Origin of the sequence: Streptomyces inusitatus (genome assembly GCF_014651115.1) — a bacterium.
Classification (GTDB): Bacteria; Actinomycetota; Actinomycetes; order Streptomycetales; family Streptomycetaceae; genus Streptomyces; species Streptomyces amakusaensis.
In genome coordinates, this window is sequence record NZ_BMWG01000022.1 from 19,312 (window position 1) to 37,438 (window position 18,127).

At 69.4% G+C, this 18,127-nt stretch carries 15 protein-coding genes; 1 reads left to right on the forward strand and 14 read right to left on the reverse strand.

Annotation, left to right across the window (positions count from 1 at the left end; translation table 11 throughout):
• Positions 1-29 precede the first annotated feature (29 nt).
• Positions 30-1,262, forward strand: coding sequence for a fumarylacetoacetase (fahA, locus tag IE247_RS26520; RefSeq protein ID WP_190125814.1), 1,233 nt, complete (start codon positions 30-32; stop codon positions 1,260-1,262).
• Positions 1,263-1,358: 96 nt separating this feature from the next.
• Here the strand turns inward: fahA and nuoN are convergent, their stop codons facing one another.
• The 14 genes from nuoN to IE247_RS26590 are packed head-to-tail and all read right to left on the reverse strand — an operon-like array spanning position 1,359 to position 17,400.
• Entirely contained in the window at positions 1,359-3,008 is a 1,650-nt protein-coding gene (nuoN, locus tag IE247_RS26525) for an NADH-quinone oxidoreductase subunit NuoN (RefSeq protein WP_190125815.1), read from the reverse strand.
• Complete coding sequence (locus IE247_RS26530) at positions 3,005-4,576, reverse strand: NADH-quinone oxidoreductase subunit M (RefSeq protein ID WP_190125816.1); 1,572 nt, start codon at positions 4,574-4,576, stop codon at positions 3,005-3,007. Before IE247_RS26530 ends, nuoN begins: the two co-directional genes overlap by 4 nt.
• 5 nt (positions 4,577-4,581) lie before the next feature.
• Positions 4,582-6,477, reverse strand: coding sequence for an NADH-quinone oxidoreductase subunit L (nuoL, locus tag IE247_RS26535; protein WP_190125817.1), 1,896 nt, complete (start codon positions 6,475-6,477; stop codon positions 4,582-4,584).
• 11 nt (positions 6,478-6,488) lie between these two features.
• Positions 6,489-6,788: an NADH-quinone oxidoreductase subunit NuoK gene (gene nuoK, locus IE247_RS26540; protein WP_190125818.1), complete on the reverse strand. Its 300-nt coding sequence runs from the start codon at positions 6,786-6,788 to the stop codon at positions 6,489-6,491.
• The gene (locus IE247_RS26545) at positions 6,785-7,699 is read right to left on the reverse strand and encodes an NADH-quinone oxidoreductase subunit J (RefSeq protein WP_190125819.1); all 915 of its coding nucleotides are present in this window, start codon (positions 7,697-7,699) and stop codon (positions 6,785-6,787) included. The genes nuoK and IE247_RS26545 overlap by 4 nt, the downstream gene beginning before the upstream one ends.
• Complete coding sequence (gene nuoI / locus IE247_RS26550; RefSeq protein ID WP_190125820.1) at positions 7,696-8,313, reverse strand: NADH-quinone oxidoreductase subunit NuoI; 618 nt, start codon at positions 8,311-8,313, stop codon at positions 7,696-7,698. The genes IE247_RS26545 and nuoI overlap by 4 nt, the downstream gene beginning before the upstream one ends.
• Positions 8,276-9,667: an NADH-quinone oxidoreductase subunit NuoH gene (gene nuoH, locus IE247_RS26555; RefSeq protein WP_190125821.1), complete on the reverse strand. Its 1,392-nt coding sequence runs from the start codon at positions 9,665-9,667 to the stop codon at positions 8,276-8,278. The genes nuoI and nuoH overlap by 38 nt, the downstream gene beginning before the upstream one ends.
• Complete coding sequence (locus IE247_RS26560; RefSeq protein ID WP_190125822.1) at positions 9,664-12,174, reverse strand: NADH-quinone oxidoreductase subunit G; 2,511 nt, start codon at positions 12,172-12,174, stop codon at positions 9,664-9,666. The genes nuoH and IE247_RS26560 overlap by 4 nt, the downstream gene beginning before the upstream one ends.
• Positions 12,171-13,547, reverse strand: coding sequence for an NADH-quinone oxidoreductase subunit NuoF (gene nuoF / locus IE247_RS26565; RefSeq protein ID WP_190125823.1), 1,377 nt, complete (start codon positions 13,545-13,547; stop codon positions 12,171-12,173). Before nuoF ends, IE247_RS26560 begins: the two co-directional genes overlap by 4 nt.
• Positions 13,547-14,356 (reverse strand): NADH-quinone oxidoreductase subunit NuoE, encoded by an 810-nt coding sequence (gene nuoE, locus IE247_RS26570; RefSeq protein WP_190125824.1) that lies wholly within the window; start codon positions 14,354-14,356, stop codon positions 13,547-13,549. The genes nuoF and nuoE overlap by 1 nt, the downstream gene beginning before the upstream one ends.
• Complete coding sequence (locus tag IE247_RS26575; RefSeq protein ID WP_190125825.1) at positions 14,353-15,708, reverse strand: NADH-quinone oxidoreductase subunit D; 1,356 nt, start codon at positions 15,706-15,708, stop codon at positions 14,353-14,355. Before IE247_RS26575 ends, nuoE begins: the two co-directional genes overlap by 4 nt.
• Positions 15,708-16,475, reverse strand: a complete 768-nt coding sequence (locus IE247_RS26580; RefSeq protein ID WP_190125826.1) for an NADH-quinone oxidoreductase subunit C — start codon at positions 16,473-16,475, stop codon at positions 15,708-15,710. Before IE247_RS26580 ends, IE247_RS26575 begins: the two co-directional genes overlap by 1 nt.
• A complete protein-coding gene (locus IE247_RS26585) occupies positions 16,472-17,026 on the reverse strand; it encodes a NuoB/complex I 20 kDa subunit family protein (protein WP_190125827.1) in 555 nt (184 codons plus the stop codon). The genes IE247_RS26580 and IE247_RS26585 overlap by 4 nt, the downstream gene beginning before the upstream one ends.
• A 14-nt stretch (positions 17,027-17,040) precedes the next feature.
• Positions 17,041-17,400, reverse strand: coding sequence for an NADH-quinone oxidoreductase subunit A (locus tag IE247_RS26590; RefSeq protein ID WP_003956195.1), 360 nt, complete (start codon positions 17,398-17,400; stop codon positions 17,041-17,043).
• Positions 17,401-18,127 lie beyond the last annotated feature (727 nt).

Consider the following 18,127-nt stretch of genomic DNA (forward strand, 5'->3'; position numbering starts at 1 on the left):
CCACAACGTGGAAAGCGAGGCAGGCACCGATGTCCGAGCAGAGCCCGCTCGATCCGGCCGAGGGTGATCCCTTTGGCCCGCACAACCTCCCGTACGGCGTCTTCACCACGGCCGGTGAACCCGGGCGCCCCCGAGTCGGCGTCCGCCTCGGGAACCATGTGCTCGACGCCGGAGCGGCCGCCCGCGCCCTCGGCTCCCCGTACGCCGCCCTGCTGGACCGGCCGGGTCTCGACCCGCTGCTGGCCGCCGGGCGGACCGCCTGGCGCGATGTACGGCGGGCCCTGACCGCCTGGGTGACGGTCCCCGCCCACCGGGAGACGATCGAGCCGCTGCTGCACCCGCTCGACGCGGTCACCATGCTGCTGCCGTACCAGGTCGCCGACTACGTCGACTTCTACGCGAGCGAGCACCACGCCACCAATGTGGGCCGGATCTTCCGCCCGGACGGCGAGGCGCTGACGCCCAACTGGAAGCATCTGCCGATCGGTTACCACGGGCGCTCCGGCACGGTCGTCGTCTCCGGCACCGAGGTCGTGCGGCCGAGCGGGCAGCGGAAGGCGCCCGCCGACGCCGCCCCCGTCTTCGGCCCCTCGGTGAAGCTCGACATCGAGGCGGAGGTCGGCTTCGTCGTCGGCGTCCCCTCCCCGCAGGGCCGCCCGGTCGCCCTCGGCGACTTCCGGGACCATGTCTTCGGGCTCTCGCTCCTCAACGACTGGTCGGCGCGGGACCTCCAGGCCTGGGAGTACGTGCCGCTCGGGCCGTTCCTCGGCAAGTCCTTCGCCACCTCCGTCTCCGCCTGGGTGACCCCGCTGGAGGCGCTGGAGGCCGCCAGGACCTCCCCGCCCGCGCGGGACGTCCCGCTGCTGCCGTACCTCGACGACTCCGCCGAGGAGGAGCCGGGCGGCTTTGACATCCGGATCACGGTGACGGTCAACGGGCAGGTGATCGCCGAGCCTCCGTTCGCCACGATGTACTGGACGGCGGCCCAGCAGTTGGCCCATATGACGGTGAACGGCGCGTCCCTGCGCACCGGCGATCTGTACGGCTCCGGCACGGTCAGCGGCCCCGAGGTCCATCAGCGCGGCTCCCTGCTCGAACTGACCTGGAACGGCCGCGACCGGATCGATCTCCCCGACGGCGGCCGGACCTTCCTCGCCGACGGCGACGAGGTGACGATGACGGCGTGGGCCCCGGGACCGGACGGTGTCCGGGTCGGGCTGGGCGAGGTCAGCGGCAGAATCACGGCCGCCCCCGCCGGCTGAGCACAGAGCGCTGAGCCATGGCCGGGCCATGGCCGAGTCATAAAGGTGTGGGAAGGGCCCGCCCCCGGGCCCTTCCCACACGACCGCCCCAAGGAACTAACGGGCGAAGACCGAGGCCTGGCCCGCCAGATCCAGGAAGTACTGCGGGGCGAGCCCCAGCACCAGGGTCACCAGCACACCGGCCGCGATGGCCGTGCTGGTCATCGCCGAGGGGACGGCGACCGTGGGCCCGTCGGCCTTGGGCTCGCTGAAGAACATCAGCACGATGACCCGGATGTAGAAGAACGCGGCGATCGCCGACGAGAGAACACCGACCACCACCAGCGCCCCCGCGCCGCCCTCGGCCGCCGCCTTGAAGACCGCGAACTTCCCCGAGAAGCCGGAGGTCAGCGGAATCCCGGCGAAGGACAGCAGAAACACCGCGAACACCGCCGCCACCAGCGGAGAACGCCTGCCGAGCCCGGCCCACTTGGAGAGATGGGTCGCCTCCCCGCCCGCGTCCCGCACCAGGGTGACCACCGCGAAGGCCCCGATGGTCACGAAGGAGTACGCGCCCAGATAGAAGAGGACCGACGAGACGCCGTCCGGGGTGAACGCGATGACACCCGCGAGGATGAACCCGGCGTGCGCGATGGACGAGTACGCCAGAAGCCGCTTGATGTCCGTCTGGGTGATGGCCACGATCGCACCGGCCAGCATGGTGACGATCGCGATCGCCCACATCACCGGCCGCCAGTCCCAGCGCAGCCCCGGCAGCACCACATAGAGCAGCCGCAGCAGCGCGCCGAACGCGGCCACCTTGGTCGCCGCCGCCATGAAGCCGGTCACCGGGGTCGGCGCGCCCTGATAGACGTCCGGGGTCCACATGTGGAACGGCACCGCGCCGACCTTGAAGAGCAGACCCATCAGGATCAGCGCGCCGCCGATGAGCAGCAGCGCGTCATTGCCCATGGTGTCGGCGAGCGCCGGGTCGATGGTGCGGACGCTGCCGTCGACGACCTCCGCGATCCGGGCGTAGGAGACCGAGCCCGCGTATCCGTACAGCAGCGCGATGCCGAAGAGCATGAACGCCGAGGAGAACGCGCCCAGCAGGAAGTACTTCACCGCGGCCTCCTGCGACAGCAGCCGCTTGCGGCGGGCGAGGGCGCAGAGGAGATAGAGCGGGAGCGAGAAGACTTCCAGCGCGACGAAGAGCGTCAGCAGATCGTTGGCGGCGGGGAAGACCAGCATGCCGGCGATCGCGAAGAGCGCCAGCGGATAGACCTCGGTGGTGGTGAACCCGGCCCTGACCGCCGACTTCTCGCTGTCGCTGCCGGGCACGGAGGCGGCCTGGGCGACGAAGGAGTCGATATGGTTCCCATGGGTCTCGGGATCGAGCCTGCGCTCGGCGAAGGTGAGCACGGCCACCACCGAGGCCAGCAGGATCGTGCCCTGGAGGAAGAGCGTCGGCCCGTCGATCGCGATCGCGCCCATGGCCGCGACATTGGCCTTTGTGGTGCCGTAACCGGCCTGTGCGAGGGCGATGATGGCGGCGAAGGAGGCGGCGAGCGCGACCACGGTCAGGGTGACCTGGGCCTGGTAGCGCGCCCTGCGCGGCAGGAACGCCTCCAGCAGGAGGCCCACGATCGCGGCTCCGACGACGATCAGGATCGGCGCGAGCTGGCCGTACTCGATGTCCGGGGCCTGGATCTTGTCCAGCGGCTCGGCGGCGGTCGTCCACAGACTGTGGACAGCGGTGGGGCTCACTTGGCGGCCTCCACTTCGGGCCGGGGGTCCTTCTGCTGTACGTCGGACATCGTGTGCTCCACTGCCGGGTTGACGATCTCCGTCAGCGGCTTCGGGAAGACGCCGAGGAAGATCAGGAGCGCGATCAGCGGCAGGACCACCGCCAGTTCACGGGGCTTGAGGTCGGGCATGGTCTTGACCTCGGCCTTCACCGGACCGGTCATGGTCCGCTGATAGAGGACGAGGGTGTAGAGGGCGGCCAGCACGATGCCGGAGGTCGCGATGATCCCGGCGACCGGATAGCGGGCGAAGGTGCCGACCAGGACCAGGAACTCACTGACGAAGGGCGCGAGCCCCGGCAGGGAGAGGGTGGCCAGACCGCCGATCAGGAAGGTGCCCGCGAGCACCGGGGCGACCTTCTGCACTCCGCCGTAGTCCGCGATGAGCCGGGAGCCGCGCCGGGTGATCAGGAACCCGGCCACCAGCATCAGCGCGGCGGTCGAGAGCCCGTGGTTGACCATGTAGAGCGTCGCGCCGGACTGGCCCTGCGAGGTCATCGCGAAGATGCCGAGCACGATGAAGCCGAAGTGCGAGATCGAGGCATAGGCGATCAGCCGCTTGATGTCGCGCTGGCCGACCGCGAGCAGCGCCCCGTAGACGATGCTGATCAGCGCCAGGACCAGGATCACGGGGGTGGCCCACTTCGAGGCCTCCGGGAAGAGCTGGAGGCAGAACCGCAGCATGGCGAAGGTGCCGACCTTGTCGACCACGGCGGTGATCAGCACCGCGACCGGGGTGGTGGCCTCTCCCATAGCGTTGGGCAGCCAGGTGTGCAGCGGCCAGAGCGGGGCCTTGATCGCGAAGGCGAAGAAGAAGCCGAGGAAGAGCAGGCGTTCGGTGTTGGTCGCCATCTCAAGCTGGCCGCTCGCCCGCGCCTCGGCGATCTCGGTGAGCGAGAAGCTCCCCGCGACCACATAGAGCCCGATGACGGCGGCCAGCATGACCAGCCCGCCGACCAGGTTGTAGAGGAGGAACTTGACCGCCGCGTACGACCGCTGGGCCGCCGCCTTCTGGTCGCTGCCCGCGTGGGCGCGGTCGCCGAAGCCGCCGATGAGGAAGTACATCGGGATCAGCATGGCTTCGAAGAGGATGTAGAAGAGGAAGACGTCGGTGGCCTCGAAGGAGAGGATCACCATCGCCTCGACCATCAGGATCAGGGCGAAGAAGCCCTGCGTCGGCCGCCATCTGCTGTTGCCGGTCTCCTGGGGGTCGGCGTCGTTCCAGCCGGCCAGGACGATGAAGGGGATCAGCAGCGCGGTCAGCGCGATGAGCGCCACCCCGATGCCGTCCACGCCCAGTTCGTAGCGGACGCCGAACTCCGCGATCCAGGCGTGGGACTCGGTGAGCTGGTAGCGGTCGCCGCCGGGTTCGAACCGGAGGAAGACGACGGCGGCGAGCGCCAGGGTGATCAGCGAGAAGGCCAGCGCCAGTACTTTGGCCGCCGAGCGGCGCCCGGCGGGCACGGCGGCGACGACGATCGCGCCGACCGCCGGGACCACCGCCGTCGCCGTAAGGAGCGGGAAGGACATCGCGATTACACCGCCCTCATCAGCAGGGTCGCGGCGATCAGCACCGCCGTACCTCCGAACATCGAGACGGCGTACGAGCGGGCGTAGCCGTTCTGCATTTTGCGCAACCGGCCCGAGAGCCCGCCGACCGAGGCGGCCGTGCCGTTGACCACGCCGTCGACCAGGGTGTGGTCGACATAGACCAGGGAGCGGGTGAGGTGCTCGCCGCCGCGGACCAGGACCGCGTGGTTGATGTCGTCCTGGTAGAGATCGCGGCGGGCGGCCCGGGTGAGCAGCGAGCCGCGCGGTGCGAGGACCGGGACCGGCCGCCTGCCGTACATCAGCCAGGCGACGCCGACTCCGATCAGCAGCACCACGACGGTGGCCGTGGTGACGGTGGCCGCGCTGATGGGAGCGTGGCCGTGGTCGTAACCGGTGACGGGCTCCAGCCAGTTGAGGAAGCGGTCGCCGATGCCGAAGAAGCCGCCCGCGAAGACCGAGCCGAAGGCCAGCACGATCATGGGGATCGTCATGGACCTGGGCGACTCGTGCGGATGGGGCTCATGGCCCTCGGCGTCGGGCTGCCAGCGCTTCTCGCCGAAGAAGGTCATCAGCATCACCCGGGTCATGTAGAACGCGGTGATGGCCGCGCCCAGCAGGGTGACCGCGCCGAGGATCCAGCCCTCCGCGCCGCCCTTGGCGAACGCGGACTCGATGATCTTGTCCTTGGAGAAGAAGCCGGAGAGCCCGGGGAAGCCGATGATGGCGAGATAGCCGAGGCCGAAGGTGACGAAGGTGATCGGCATGTGCTTGCGCAGACCGCCGTACTTCCTCATGTCGACCTCGTCGTTCATGCCGTGCATGACCGAACCGGCCCCGAGGAAGAGCCCGGCCTTGAAGAAGCCGTGCGTCACCAGGTGCATGATCGCGAAGACATAGCCGATGGGGCCGAGCCCGGCCGCCAGGATCATGTAGCCGATCTGCGACATGGTCGAGCCGGCCAGCGCCTTCTTGATGTCGTCCTTCGCGCAACCGACGACGGCTCCGAAGAGCAGGGTGACCGCGCCGACCACCACGACCACCAGCTGGGCGTCCGGGGCGGCGTTGAAGATCGCGCCGGAGCGGACGATGAGATAGACGCCCGCGGTCACCATCGTGGCCGCGTGGATCAGGGCCGAGACCGGGGTCGGGCCCTCCATCGCGTCCCCGAGCCAGGACTGGAGCGGCACCTGCGCGGACTTGCCGCAGGCCGCGAGGAGGAGCATCAGACCGATCGCGGTCAGCGTGCCCTCCCCGGTCTCGCCGACGGAGCCGAGGACCGGTCCGAAGGCGAAGGTCCCGAAGGTGGTGAACATCAGCATGATGGCGATCGAGAGCCCGATGTCACCGACGCGGTTGACCAGGAAGGCCTTCTTCGCCGCCGTCGCCGCGCTGGGCTTGTGCTGCCAGAAGCCGATGAGGAGGTACGAGGCGAGGCCGACGCCCTCCCAGCCGAAGTACAGCAGCAGATAGTTGTCGGCGAGGACCAGCAGCAGCATCGCCGAGAGGAACAGGTTCAGATAGCCGAAGAAGCGCCTGCGGCGCTCGTCGTGCTCCATGTACCCGATGGAGTAGATGTGGATCAGGGTGCCCACACCGGTGATCAGCAGGACGAAGGTCATCGACAGCTGGTCGAGCTGGAAGGCGATGTCCGCCTGGAAGCCCTCGACGGGGATCCAGCTGAACAGCCTCTGGTGCAGGGTGCGCTCGTCGGCGCTCTCGCCCAGCATCCCGGCGAAGAGCACCACGCCGATGAGGAAGGACGCGCCGGCGAGCGCGGTGCCCAGCCAGTGTCCGGTGCGGTCGAGCCGTCGCCCGCCGCACAGCAGCACCACCGCTCCGAGCAGGGGCGCCGCGATGAGCAGCGCAATCAGGTTCTCCACGATTCAGCCCCTCACAGCTTCATCAGGCTGGCGTCGTCGACCGAGGCCGAGTGGCGGGAACGGAACAGGGACACGATGATCGCGAGCCCGACCACGACTTCGGCGGCGGCGACGACCATGACGAAGAAGGCGATGATCTGGCCGTCGAGGTTTCCGTGCATCCGGGAGAAGGCGACGAGCGTCAGATTGCAGGCGTTGAGCATCAGCTCGATGCACATGAACACGACGATCGCGTTCCGCCGGATCAGGACTCCGGCCGCGCCGATGGTGAAGAGCAGCGCCGCCAGATACAGGTAGTTGACCGGATTCACCGGGTGGCCTCCTCTTCGTCCCGGTCCCGGTCCGCACGGTCGCCGGTGGAGCCGGTGGTGGTGCCGGTGGCGGGGCCGGTGGAGCTGGTGGAGCCGTGGCGTCCGAGCCGGTCCTCCGAGCGCTGCTCCAGCGCCTTGAGATCGCTCAGCGCCTTGGCCGAGACATCGCGGATCTGGCCGCGCTCCCGCAGGGTGCTGATCACCGTCAGCTCGGAGGGGGTGCCGTCCGGCAGCAGACCGGGGATGTCCACCGCGTTGTGCCGGGCGTAGACACCGGGGGCGGGCAGCGGCGGGAGCTGCTTGCCCTCACGGACCCGCCGCTCGGCCATCTCGCGCTGGGTCAGGGACCGCTCGGTGCGCTCCTTGTGGGTGAGGACCATCGCGCCGACCGCCGCCGTGATCAGCAGCGCGCCGGTGATCTCGAAGGCGAAGACGTACTTGGTGAAGAGGAGGGCGGCGAGCCCCTCGACATTGCCGCCGTGGGCGGTGTTGGCGGCCCCCAGGCCGTTGAAGGTCGACAGCGAGGCGTGCCCGATGCCGGCGATCAGCAGCACACCGAAGCCGAGTCCGCAGAGCGCCGCGAGCCAGCGCTGCCCCTTGAGCGTCTCCTTCAGGGAGTCGGCGGCGGTGACGCCGACGAGCATGACCACGAAGAGGAACAGCATCATGATCGCGCCGGTGTAGACGACGATCTGGACGACACCGAGGAAGTACGCGCCGTTGGCGAGGTAGAAGACCGCCAGGATGATCATGGTTCCGGCGAGGCAGAGGGCGCTGTGCACGGCCCGCCTCATCAGAATCGTACAGAGCGCGCCGATCACGGCGACGGTGCCGAGCACCCAGAACTGGACGGCCTCACCGGTCGAAGTGGTGGTCGCCGCCAGGGTGTTCAGCCCGCTCAGGCCGGTCATGCGTCCACCTCCTCGTCCTTCTTCTCCTTGGAGACGGGGATCTGCTGGACGGTGCCGGGCGCGGCCTCGGTGACCAGCCCCCGGTAGTAGTCGGACTCGTCCATGCCGGGGTAGATGGCGTGCGGCGAGTCGACCATGGTCTCTTCCAGACCGGCGAGCAGCTGCTCCTTGGTGTAGATGAGGTTCTCGCGGGAGCTGTCGGCCAGCTCGAACTCATTGGTCATCGTCAGCGCCCGGGTGGGGCAGGCCTCGATGCAGAGTCCGCAGAGGATGCAGCGCGCGTAATTGATCTGATAGACGCGGCCGTACCGCTCGCCCGGGGAGTACCGCTCTTCCTCGGTGTTGTCCGCGCCCTCGACATAGATGGCGTCGGCCGGGCAGGCCCAGGCGCACAGCTCGCACCCCACGCACTTCTCCAGCCCGTCCGGATGACGGTTGAGCTGGTGGCGGCCGTGGAAGCGCGGCGCCGTGACCTTCTCCTGCTCGGGGTACTGCTCGGTCAGCCGCTTCTTGAACATGGCCTTGAAGGTCACGCCGAAGCCTGCGACCGGGTTCTGGAACGCGCTCTCCGAATCCTCAGACACCGTCAGCCTCCTTTCCGTCACGAGGGCCATCACTCACAGTGTCGGACCCACCACTGACAATCAGCTCGCGCTCACGGCGGGGACGCCTGCGCGGCACGGGTGGCAGGGTCTGTCCGGGCAGCGGTGGCACCGGGAATCCGCCCGCCATCGGGTCGAAGGCGGGGGGCGGCGGTTTCGCCGCCTCGGCCGCCTGTTCCTTCTTGCCCCGGAACATGTCCGCGACGAAGGTCAAGAGCAGTACGGCGATGACCGCGCCGCCGACGTAGAGCAGGATCTGCTGGAAGTCGTAGTTCTCGTTCCGCAGCGCCCGCACGGTCGCGACCAGCATCAGCCAGACCAGCGAGACCGGGATGAGCACCTTCCAGCCGAGCTTCATGAGCTGGTCGTAGCGGACCCGGGGCAGGGTGCCGCGCAGCCAGATGAAGAAGAACAGCAAGAGCTGGACCTTGATGACGAACCAGAGCATCGGCCACCAGCCCTGGTTCGCGCCCTCCCAGAAGGTGGAGATGGGGTACGGGGCCCGCCAGCCGCCCAGGAAGAGGGTGACCGAGACGGCGGAGACGGTGACCATGTTGACGTACTCGGCCAGCATGAACAGCGCGAACTTGATCGAGCTGTACTCGGTGTTGAAGCCGCCGACCAGGTCGCCCTCGGACTCCGGCATGTCGAACGGGGCCCGGTTGGTCTCTCCGACCATCGTGATGATGTAGATGATGAAGGAGACCGGCAGCAGCACGATGTACCAGCGGTCCGCCTGCGCCTCCACGATCGCCGAGGTCGACATCGAGCCCGCGTAGAGGAAGACGGAGGCGAAGGCCGCGCCCATGGCGATCTCGTACGAGATCATCTGCGCCGCCGAGCGCAATCCGCCGAGCAGCGGGTAGGTCGAGCCCGAGGACCAGCCCGCGAGCACCAGGCCGTAGATGCCGACCGAGGCGACCGCGAGGACATAGAGCATCGCGATCGGCAGATCGGTGAGCTGCATCGTGGTGCGCTGGCCGAAGATCGAGACCTGGTTGTCCGAAGGGCCGAAGGGGATGACGGCGATCGCCATGAAGGCGGGGATCGCGGCGATGATCGGGGCGAGGATGTAGACGACCTTGTCCGCCCGCTTGACGATCACATCCTCCTTCAGCATCAGCTTGACGCCGTCCGCGAGGGACTGGAGGAGGCCCCAGGGGCCGTGCCGGTTGGGGCCGATGCGGAGCTGCATCCAGGCGACGACCTTGCGCTCCCAGACGATGGAGAAGAGCACCGTCACCATCAGGAAGGCGAAGCAGAAAACGGCCTTGAGGGCGACGAGCCACCAGGGGTCGCGCCCGAAGAGCGAGAGGTCCTCGGCGGCGAGAAGCTGCATCTCGGCGAGGGGGGCCACGGCGATCATGCGCGCACCTCCGGCGACTCGGTCGCGTCCGGGCCGGCTGCGGTCGCGCCGATGCGGACCAGCCGGCCGGGGCGGGCCCCGGTGTCGTCGCCGACACCGCCGCCGGTGGAGTTGAGCGGCAGCCAGACGACCCGGTCGGGCATCTCGGTGACCTTCAGGGGGAGTCGTACGGTCCCGGCGGGGCCGGTGACGGAGAGTTCGTCGCCGTCCTTGACGCCGGTCTCGGCGGCCGTGGCGGGCGACAGCCGGGCGACGGCCTCGTGACGGGTGCCCGCCAGGGCCGCGTCGCCGCGCTGGAGCAGCCCCTGATCGAGCAGGAGCCGGTGTCCGGCGAGGACCGCCTCGCCCTCGCCCGCGGACGGCAGCGGTACGGCGGACTCCATCGGCCCGCCGGCCCGGGGGCCGCGCCAGACGCCGAGCCGGTCCAGTTCACGGCGTACGGAGGTGAGATCGGGCAGTCCGAAGGGGATGTCCATCTCGTCCGCGATCATGTGCAGGACGCGGGCGTCGGCCGGGGCGAGCGTGCGGGTCATCTGCTCGGGCTTGAGAGCGGCCTCGAACATCCGCGCGCGGCCCTCCCAGTTGAGGAAGGTGCCGGGTTTCTCGGCGACGGCCGCCACCGGGAAGACGACGTCGGCGCGGTCGGTGACCTCGCTGGGCCGCAGCTCCAGGGAGACCAGGAAGCCGACCTCGTCCAGCGCCTCGCGGGCGCGGGCCGGGTCGGGCAGATCGGCGATCTCGACGCCCGCGACGAGCAGTGCGGCGAGTTCGCCGGTGGCCGCCGCGTCGATGATCCGGTCGGTGTCGCGGCCGTAGCGGTGCGGGAGTTCCCGTACGCGCCAGACCTCGGCGGTCTCCTCGCGGGCGCGGGGGTCGGTGGCGGGCCGGCCGCCGGGCAGCAGCGAGGGGATCGCGCCGGCCTCGGCCGCGCCGCGCTCCCCGGCCCGGCGCGGGATCCACACCAGCCGGGCGCCGGTGGCGGTCGCGGTGCGGACGGCGGCGGTGAGCCCGCCGGGGACGCCCGCGAGCCGTTCGCCGACGACGATGACCGCGCCCTCGGTGCGCAGCGCGTCGGCGGCCGTCGCTCCGTCGCCGTCGAGTCCGTCGGCGGCGGCGAGCGCGTCCAGCCACTCGGTCTCGGTGCCGGGCGCGGTGGGGAGCAGGGTGCCGCCCGCCTTGGCCAGGCCGCGGGTGGCGTGGGTGGCGAGCGCGAAGGTGCGCTGGCCGTGCTTGCGGTGGGCCTTGCGGAGCCGGAGGAAGACCCCGGGGGCCTCCTCCTCCGCCTCGAAGCCGACCAGGAGCACGGCGGGCGCCTTCTCCAGTACGGCGTTGGTGACGCCGTCCCCGGACAGGTCCCGGCCCCGGCCCGCGACCTCGGCGGCCAGGAAGTCGGCCTCCTCCGGGGAGTGGACGCGGGCGCGGAAGTCGACGTCGTTGGTGTCGAGGGCGACCCGGGCGAACTTGGCGTACGCGTAGGAGTCCTCGACGGTGAGCCGGCCGCCCGCGAGGACCCCGGCCCGGCCGCGCGCCGCGCCGAGTCCGGCCGCGGCGGCGGCGAGCGCCTCGGGCCAGCCGGCGGGCTGGAGCACCCCGTCCGCGTCACGGATCAGCGGGGTGGTCAGCCGGTCCCGCTGCTGGGCGTAGCGGAATCCGAATCGCCCCTTGTCGCAGATCCACTCCTCGTTGACCTCGGGGTCGTCGGCGGCGAGCCGCCGCATGACCTTGCCGCGCCGGTGGTCGGTGCGGGTGGCGCAGCCGCCGGAGCAGTGCTCGCAGACGCTGGGCGAGGAGACCAGGTCGAAGGGGCGGGAGCGGAAGCGGTACGCGGCCGAGGTCAGCGCGCCGACCGGGCAGATCTGGATGGTGTTTCCGGAGAAGTACGACTCGAAGGGGTCGCCCTCGCCGGTGCCGACCTGCTGGAGCGCGCCCCGCTCGACCAGTTCGATCATCGGGTCGCCCGCGACCTGGTTGGAGAAGCGGGTGCAGCGGGCGCAGAGCACGCACCGCTCGCGGTCGAGCAGCACCTGGGTGGAGATCGGCACCGGCTTCTCGTAGGTGCGCTTCTTGCCCTCGAAGCGGGAGTCGGCGTCGCCGTGGGACATCGCCTGGTTCTGGAGCGGGCACTCGCCGCCCTTGTCGCAGACGGGGCAGTCCAGCGGATGGTTGATCAGCAGCAGCTCCATCACGCCCTTCTGCGCCTTCTCGGCGACGGGCGAGCTGAGCTGCGACTTGACGACCATGCCGTCGGTGCAGGTGATGGTGCAGGAGGCCATCGGCTTGCGCTGGCCCTCGACCTCCACGATGCACTGCCGGCAGGCGCCGACGGGATCGAGGAGGGGGTGGTCGCAGAACCGGGGGATCTCGATGCCGAGGAGTTCGGCGGCGCGGATGACGAGGGTCCCCTTGGGGACGCTGATCTCGGCGCCGTCGATGGTCAGTGTGACGAGGTCCTCGGGCGGCAGCGCCGCCTCCCCGCCCCCGGAGGGAGCGCTCGTGGTCACAGTCATGCGTTCACCTCCGTACGGTGATCGGCCCAAGCGGTCGACTTGGCCGGGTCGAAGGGGCAGCCGGAGCCGGTGATGTGCTGTTCGTACTCCTCGCGGAAGTACTGGAGCGAGGAGAAGATGGGGGATGCCGCGCCGTCGCCGAGGGCGCAGAACGACTTGCCGTTGATGTTGTCGGCGATGTCGTTGAGTTTGTCGAGGTCGGACATGACGCCGTTGCCGGCCTCGATGTCGCGGAGCAGCTGGACGAGCCAGTAGGTGCCCTCGCGGCAGGGGGTGCACTTGCCGCAGGACTCATGGGCGTAGAACTCGGTCCAGCGGGTGACGGCCCGCACCACGCAGGTGGTCTCGTCGAAGCACTGGAGCGCCTTGGTGCCGAGCATGGAGCCGGCGGCGGCGACGCCCTCGTAGTCGAGGGGCACGTCGAGGTGTTCCTCGGTGAGCAGCGGGGTGGAGGAGCCGCCGGGGGTCCAGAACTTGAGGCGGTGGCCGGGTCGCATGCCGCCGCTCATGTCGAGGAGCTGGCGGAGGGTGATCCCGAGGGGGGCCTCGTACTGGCCGGGGCCCGCGACATGGCCGCTGAGCGAGTAGAGCGTGAAGCCCGCGGACTTCTCGCTGCCCATCGATTTGAACCAGTCTTTCCCGCGGTTGAGGATCGCGGGAACCGAGGCGATGGACTCGACGTTGTTCACGACAGTGGGGCACGCGTACAGACCGGCGACCGCGGGGAAGGGGGGTCGCAGCCGGGGCTGGCCGCGCCGTCCTTCCAGCGAGTCCAGCAGTGCGGTCTCCTCGCCGCAGATGTACGCGCCCGCGCCCGCGTGCACCGTGATGTCGAGGTCGATTCCGCTGCCGAGGACGTCCTTGCCGAGGTATCCCGCCTCGTACGCCTCGCGCACGGCTTCGTGGAGCCTGCGCAGTACGGGGACGACCTCACCGCGGAGATAGATGAAGGCGTGGTTCGAGCGGATCGCGTAGCAGGCGATGATCATCCCCTCGATGAGGGAATGCGGGTTGGCGAAGAGGAGCGGGATGTCCTTGCAGGTCCCGGGCTCCGACTCGTCGGCGTTGACAACTAGATAGTGCGGCTTGCCGTCTCCCTGCGGGATGAACTGCCATTTCATCCCGGTGGGGAAGCCCGCGCCGCCCCGGCCGCGGAGGCCCGAGTCCTTGACGTAGGCGATGAGGTCGTCGGGGGTCATGGCGAGGGCCTTGCGCAGGCCCTGGTAGCCCTCGTGGCGCTGATAGGTCTTCAGCGTCCAGGACTCCTCCTCGTCCCAGAAGGCGGAGAGGACGGGCGCGAGGAGTTTCTCCGGGCTGTTCTCCCCGTCGGCCCCGGGCCGGGCGGTGCCTCCGTATTCGGTGGACACGGCCATCACTCCCCCTCCTCGGTGACCGGTCCGGACGGGTGCCGGGGGTCGGAGTCCGATGTCGACTGCGTGGTGTCCGCGGTCCCGGCGCGGGGGGAGACCACCCGGGCGGGGATGGACTCGCCCTTGGCCAGGCGCAGTCCGATCAGCGAGGCGTGGCCCGCGCCGCCGGTGGCCGCGACCGCGCCGGGGCGCTCGTCGGGGAAGCCGGCGAGGATCCGCGCGGTCTCCTTGTAGGTGCACAGGGGAGCGCCCCTGGTGGGCTCCACCGGCCGGCCCGCGCGCAGGTCGTCGACGAGCCGGCGGGCGCTCTCGGGTGTCTGGTTGTCGAAGAACTCCCAGTTCACCATCACCACCGGGGCGAAGTCGCAGGCCGCGTTGCACTCGATGTGCTCCAGCGTGACCTTGCCGTCCTCGGTGGTCTCGTTGTTGCCGACGCCGAGGTGTTCCTTGAGGTCCTCGAAGATGGCGTCGCCGCCCATCACCGCGCAGAGGGTGTTGGTGCAGACGCCGACCTGGTAGTCGCCGGAGGGTTTGCGGCGGTACATGGTGTAGAAGGTGGCGACCGCGGTGACCTCGGCGGTGGTGAGTTCGAGGATCTCCGCGCAGAAGCGCATGCCGGTGCGGGAGACATGGCCCTCGTGGGACTGCACCAGGTGGAGCAGCGGGAGGAGTGCGGAGCGCGAGTCGGGGTAGCGGGAGATGATCTCCTTGGCGTCCGCCTCCAGCGCGGCGCGCACATCGGCCGGGTAGTCGGGGGCGGGCAGCTGGGGCATCCCCAGCTGTACCTCCTGGTTGGGCGACTGGGCCGTCATCGGTCGACGCCTCCCATCACGGGGTCGATAGACGCGACGGCGACGATGACGTCGGCGACCTGGCCGCCTTCGCACATGGCCGCCATGGCCTGAAGGTTGGTGAAGGACGGGTCGCGGAAGTGGACCCGGTAGGGGCGGGTGGAGCCGTCGGAGACGATGTGCGCGCCGAGTTCGCCCTTGGGGGACTCGACGGCCGCGTAGACCTGTCCGGCGGGGACCCGGAAGCCCTCGGTGACGAGTTTGAAGTGGTGGATCAGGGCCTCCATGGAGGTGCCCATGATCTTTTTGATGTGGTCGAGGGAGTTGCCGAGTCCGTCCGGGCCGAGCGCGAGCTGGGCGGGCCAGGCGATCTTCTTGTCGCCGACCATGACCGGGCCGGGCTCCAGGCGGTCGATGCACTGCTCGATGATCCGGAGCGACTGCCGCATCTCTTCGAGCCGGATCAGGAAGCGGCCGTAGGAGTCGCAGGTGTCGGCGGTCGGGACCTCGAAGTCGTAGGTCTCGTAGCCGCAGTACGGGTCGGTCTTGCGCAGGTCGTGGGCGAGTCCGGCGGAGCGGAGGACGGGGCCGGTGGCTCCCAGCGCCATGCAGCCGGCCAGGTCGAGATAGCCGATGTCCTGCATTCGGGCCTTGAAGATGGGGTTGCCGGTGGCGAGTTTGTCGTACTCCGGCAGGTTCTGCTTCATCGTCCTGAGGAACTCGCGGAGCTGGTCCACCGCGCCGGGGGGCAGATCCTGGGCGAGGCCGCCGGGGCGGATGTAGGCGTGGTTCATCCGCAGGCCGGTGATGAGTTCGTAGAGGTCGAGGACGAGTTCCCGGTCGCGGAAGCCGTAGATCATGATCGTGGTCGCGCCGAGTTCCATCCCGCCGGTGGCGATGCACACCAGATGGGAGGAGAGCCGGTTGAGCTCCATCAGCAGGACGCGGACGACGGTCGCGCGGTCGGGGATCTGGTCCTCGATGCCGAGGAGTTTCTCGACGCCCAGACAGTAGGCCGCCTCGTTGAAGAAGGGCGTGAGGTAGTCCATGCGCGTGACGAAGGTGGTGCCCTGTGTCCAGGTGCGGTATTCGAGGTTCTTCTCGATGCCGGTGTGGAGATAGCCGATGCCGCAGCGGGCCTCGGTGACCGTCTCGCCGTCGATCTCCAGGATCAGCCGGAGCACTCCGTGGGTGGAGGGGTGCTGGGGGCCCATGTTGACGACGATGCGCTCGTCGTCGGTCTTGGCCGCCGCCTGGACGACCTCGTCCCAGTCGCCGCCGGTGACCGTGTAGACGGGTCCTTCGGTGGTTTCGCGGGGGGCGCCCGGGGTCGCGGCGGGGCTCGCCGGGGGGTGGGCGTGGGATGTGGTCATCAGCTGTACGACCTCCGCTGGTCCGGAGCCGGGATCTGGGCGCCCTTGTACTCGACGGCGATGCCGCCGAGCGGATAGTCCTTGCGCTGCGGGAAGCCCTGCCAGTCGTCCGGCATCATGATCCGGGTGAGGGCGGGGTGGCCGTCGAAGATCAGGCCGAAGAAGTCGTAGGCCTCGCGCTCGTGCCAGTCGTTGGTCGGATAGACGGTGACCAGCGAGGGGATGCGCGGGTCGCGGTCCGGGGCGGAGACCTCGACGCGGATCAGCCGGCCGTGGGTGAGCGAGCGCAGATGGTAGACGGCGTGCAGCTCGCGGCCCTTGTCCTCGGGGTAGTGGACGGCGCTGACCCCGGTGCAGAGTTCGAAGCGCAGGGCGGGGTCGTCGCGCAGGGTGCGGGCGACCTGGAGCAGATGCTCGCGCTCGATGTGGAAGGTCAGCTCCGCCCGGTCGACGACCGTCTTCTCGATGGCGTGCTCGGGGACGAGTCCCTGCTCCTCCAGAGCGCCTTCGAGTTCGTCGGCGACCTCGTCGAAGTAGCCGCCGTAGGGCCGGGTCGCCGCGCCGGGGAGCCGTACCGAGCGGACCAGTCCGCCGTAACCGGAGGTGTCGCCGCCGTTGTTGGCGCCGAACATCCCGCGCTGGACGCGGATCTCCTCGCCGTGTTCGCCGCGCTGTCCGGGGAGGTTCTGCTCGCTCAGTTCCTTCTCCGGGTTGGGCCGGTCGTCCGGCGGGGAGCCGGGCCGGCGGTCCTGTGGCCGGTCGCTCATCGCAGCAGCCCCTTCATCTCGATCAGCGGGAGCGCCTTGAGCGCCGCTTCCTCCGCCTCACGGGCCGCCTCCTGCGCGTTGACACCGAGCTTGGAGGACTGGATCTTCTGATGGAGCTTGAGGATCGCGTCCAGCAGCATCTCGGGGCGCGGCGGGCAGCCGGGCAGATAGATGTCCACGGGGACGATGTGGTCGACGCCCTGGACGATCGCGTAGTTGTTGAACATGCCGCCCGAGGAGGCGCAAACCCCCATGGAGATCACCCACTTGGGGCTGGGCATCTGGTCGTAGACCTGCCGCAGCACCGGGGCCATCTTCTGGCTGACCCGGCCGGCCACGATCATCAGATCGGCCTGGCGCGGCGAGCCGCGGAACACCTCCATGCCGAAGCGGGCCAGGTCGTAGCGGCCCGCGCCGGTCGTCATCATCTCGATGGCGCAGCACGCCAGCCCGAACGTGGCCGGGAAGACGGACGACTTGCGCACCCAGCCCGCGGCCTGCTCGACGGTGGTCAGCAGGAAACCGCTCGGCAGCTTCTCTTCGAGTCCCATTGGCCCTCAGCCCCTCAGTCCCATTCCAGCCCGCCGCGACGCCACACATAGGCGTAGGCGACGAAGACGGTGAGCACGAAGAGCAGCATCTCCACGAGCCCGAAAAGCCCGAGGGCGTCGAAGCTGACCGCCCAGGGGTAAAGGAAGACGATCTCGATGTCGAAGACGATGAAGAGCATCGCCGTCAGGTAGTACTTGATGGGAAAGCGGCCGCCTCCGGCCGGCGTCGGAGTGGGCTCGATGCCGCACTCGTACGCCTCCAGCTTTGCCCGGTTGTACCGTTTGGGGCCGATCAGCGTGGCCATGACCACGGAGAAGATCGCAAACCCTGCCCCGAGGGCGCCGAGTACAAGGATGGGCGCGTAGGCATTCACCCTCCTCGCTCCTTCCAGTCGTCCTTGACCGAGTGGACCGCACCGGGCGTCTGCCGTGCCGCCCCGAAGATCGTGTTCATGTGAGGCAGTTCACAAGCCCGGCTGCCCCGCATCTTATGCCTGCCGGTCTGTGATCTGCGACACGGGGTCGGCAACCGTTCTTGTGATCTCCACCACCCGTCAGAGGATCATGAAGGCGGATGAGAGGTGATCTTCGTACGTGAAGCGCACACATGGCTACCAGAAGTGACATTCTTCGACGTTTCCGCTGGTCGAAGGGGCTGCTCACTATCAAGAACATGGCCCATGAAGCAAATTCGCGATGGACTGGAGCGGATGATAGTAAGCCTTGCCTCACCTCACCGGAGCCCCTCTCGGGGCCCCTGGCGGGGAGGTCGGGGAGGGGCGGGGGAGGCTCCGGGGGTGCACGAGGGCATACGGGCGGGACTCCGCCACCACCGCGGGGCGACGGCGCAAAGAGGGGCGCGCGTGCATCCGTTCACGATCTTCCGGCGGGCCGTCACTCTCGCGGCACGGGCGGGCACCCAGCGCGGCCGGGGTCCGCCGGGCCGGGGTCGGCCGACGGGTCATCAGGCCGTAGCATCCCGAGCACCGGCCGTGACCGTCGAGGATCAGCCAAATGTGACCTGCATCACCACCCCGTATCGCCATCGAAGACGGGCTTGGCCAACGACCCGAGACGGTGGTAGGCGTTGGGCAATTCGGA

Bases quoted from the DNA above. Each gene is read 5' to 3' on its own strand.
- fahA (WP_190125814.1), top strand. From the start codon at position 30: ATGTCCGAGCAGAGCCCGCTCGATCCGGCCGAGGGTGATCCCTTTGGC.
- IE247_RS26530 (WP_190125816.1), bottom strand. From the start codon at position 4,576: ATGTCCTTCCCGCTCCTTACGGCGACGGCGGTGGTCCCGGCGGTCGGC.
- IE247_RS26545 (WP_190125819.1), bottom strand. From the start codon at position 7,699: ATGACCGGCCTGAGCGGGCTGAACACCCTGGCGGCGACCACCACTTCG.
- nuoI (WP_190125820.1), bottom strand. From the start codon at position 8,313: ATGGCCCTCGTGACGGAAAGGAGGCTGACGGTGTCTGAGGATTCGGAG.
- nuoH (WP_190125821.1), bottom strand. From the start codon at position 9,667: ATGATCGCCGTGGCCCCCCTCGCCGAGATGCAGCTTCTCGCCGCCGAG.
- IE247_RS26560 (WP_190125822.1), bottom strand. From the start codon at position 12,174: ATGACTGTGACCACGAGCGCTCCCTCCGGGGGCGGGGAGGCGGCGCTG.
- nuoF (WP_190125823.1), bottom strand. From the start codon at position 13,547: ATGGCCGTGTCCACCGAATACGGAGGCACCGCCCGGCCCGGGGCCGAC.
- nuoE (WP_190125824.1), bottom strand. From the start codon at position 14,356: ATGACGGCCCAGTCGCCCAACCAGGAGGTACAGCTGGGGATGCCCCAG.
- IE247_RS26575 (WP_190125825.1), bottom strand. From the start codon at position 15,708: ATGACCACATCCCACGCCCACCCCCCGGCGAGCCCCGCCGCGACCCCG.
- IE247_RS26580 (WP_190125826.1), bottom strand. From the start codon at position 16,475: ATGAGCGACCGGCCACAGGACCGCCGGCCCGGCTCCCCGCCGGACGAC.
- IE247_RS26585 (WP_190125827.1), bottom strand. From the start codon at position 17,026: ATGGGACTCGAAGAGAAGCTGCCGAGCGGTTTCCTGCTGACCACCGTC.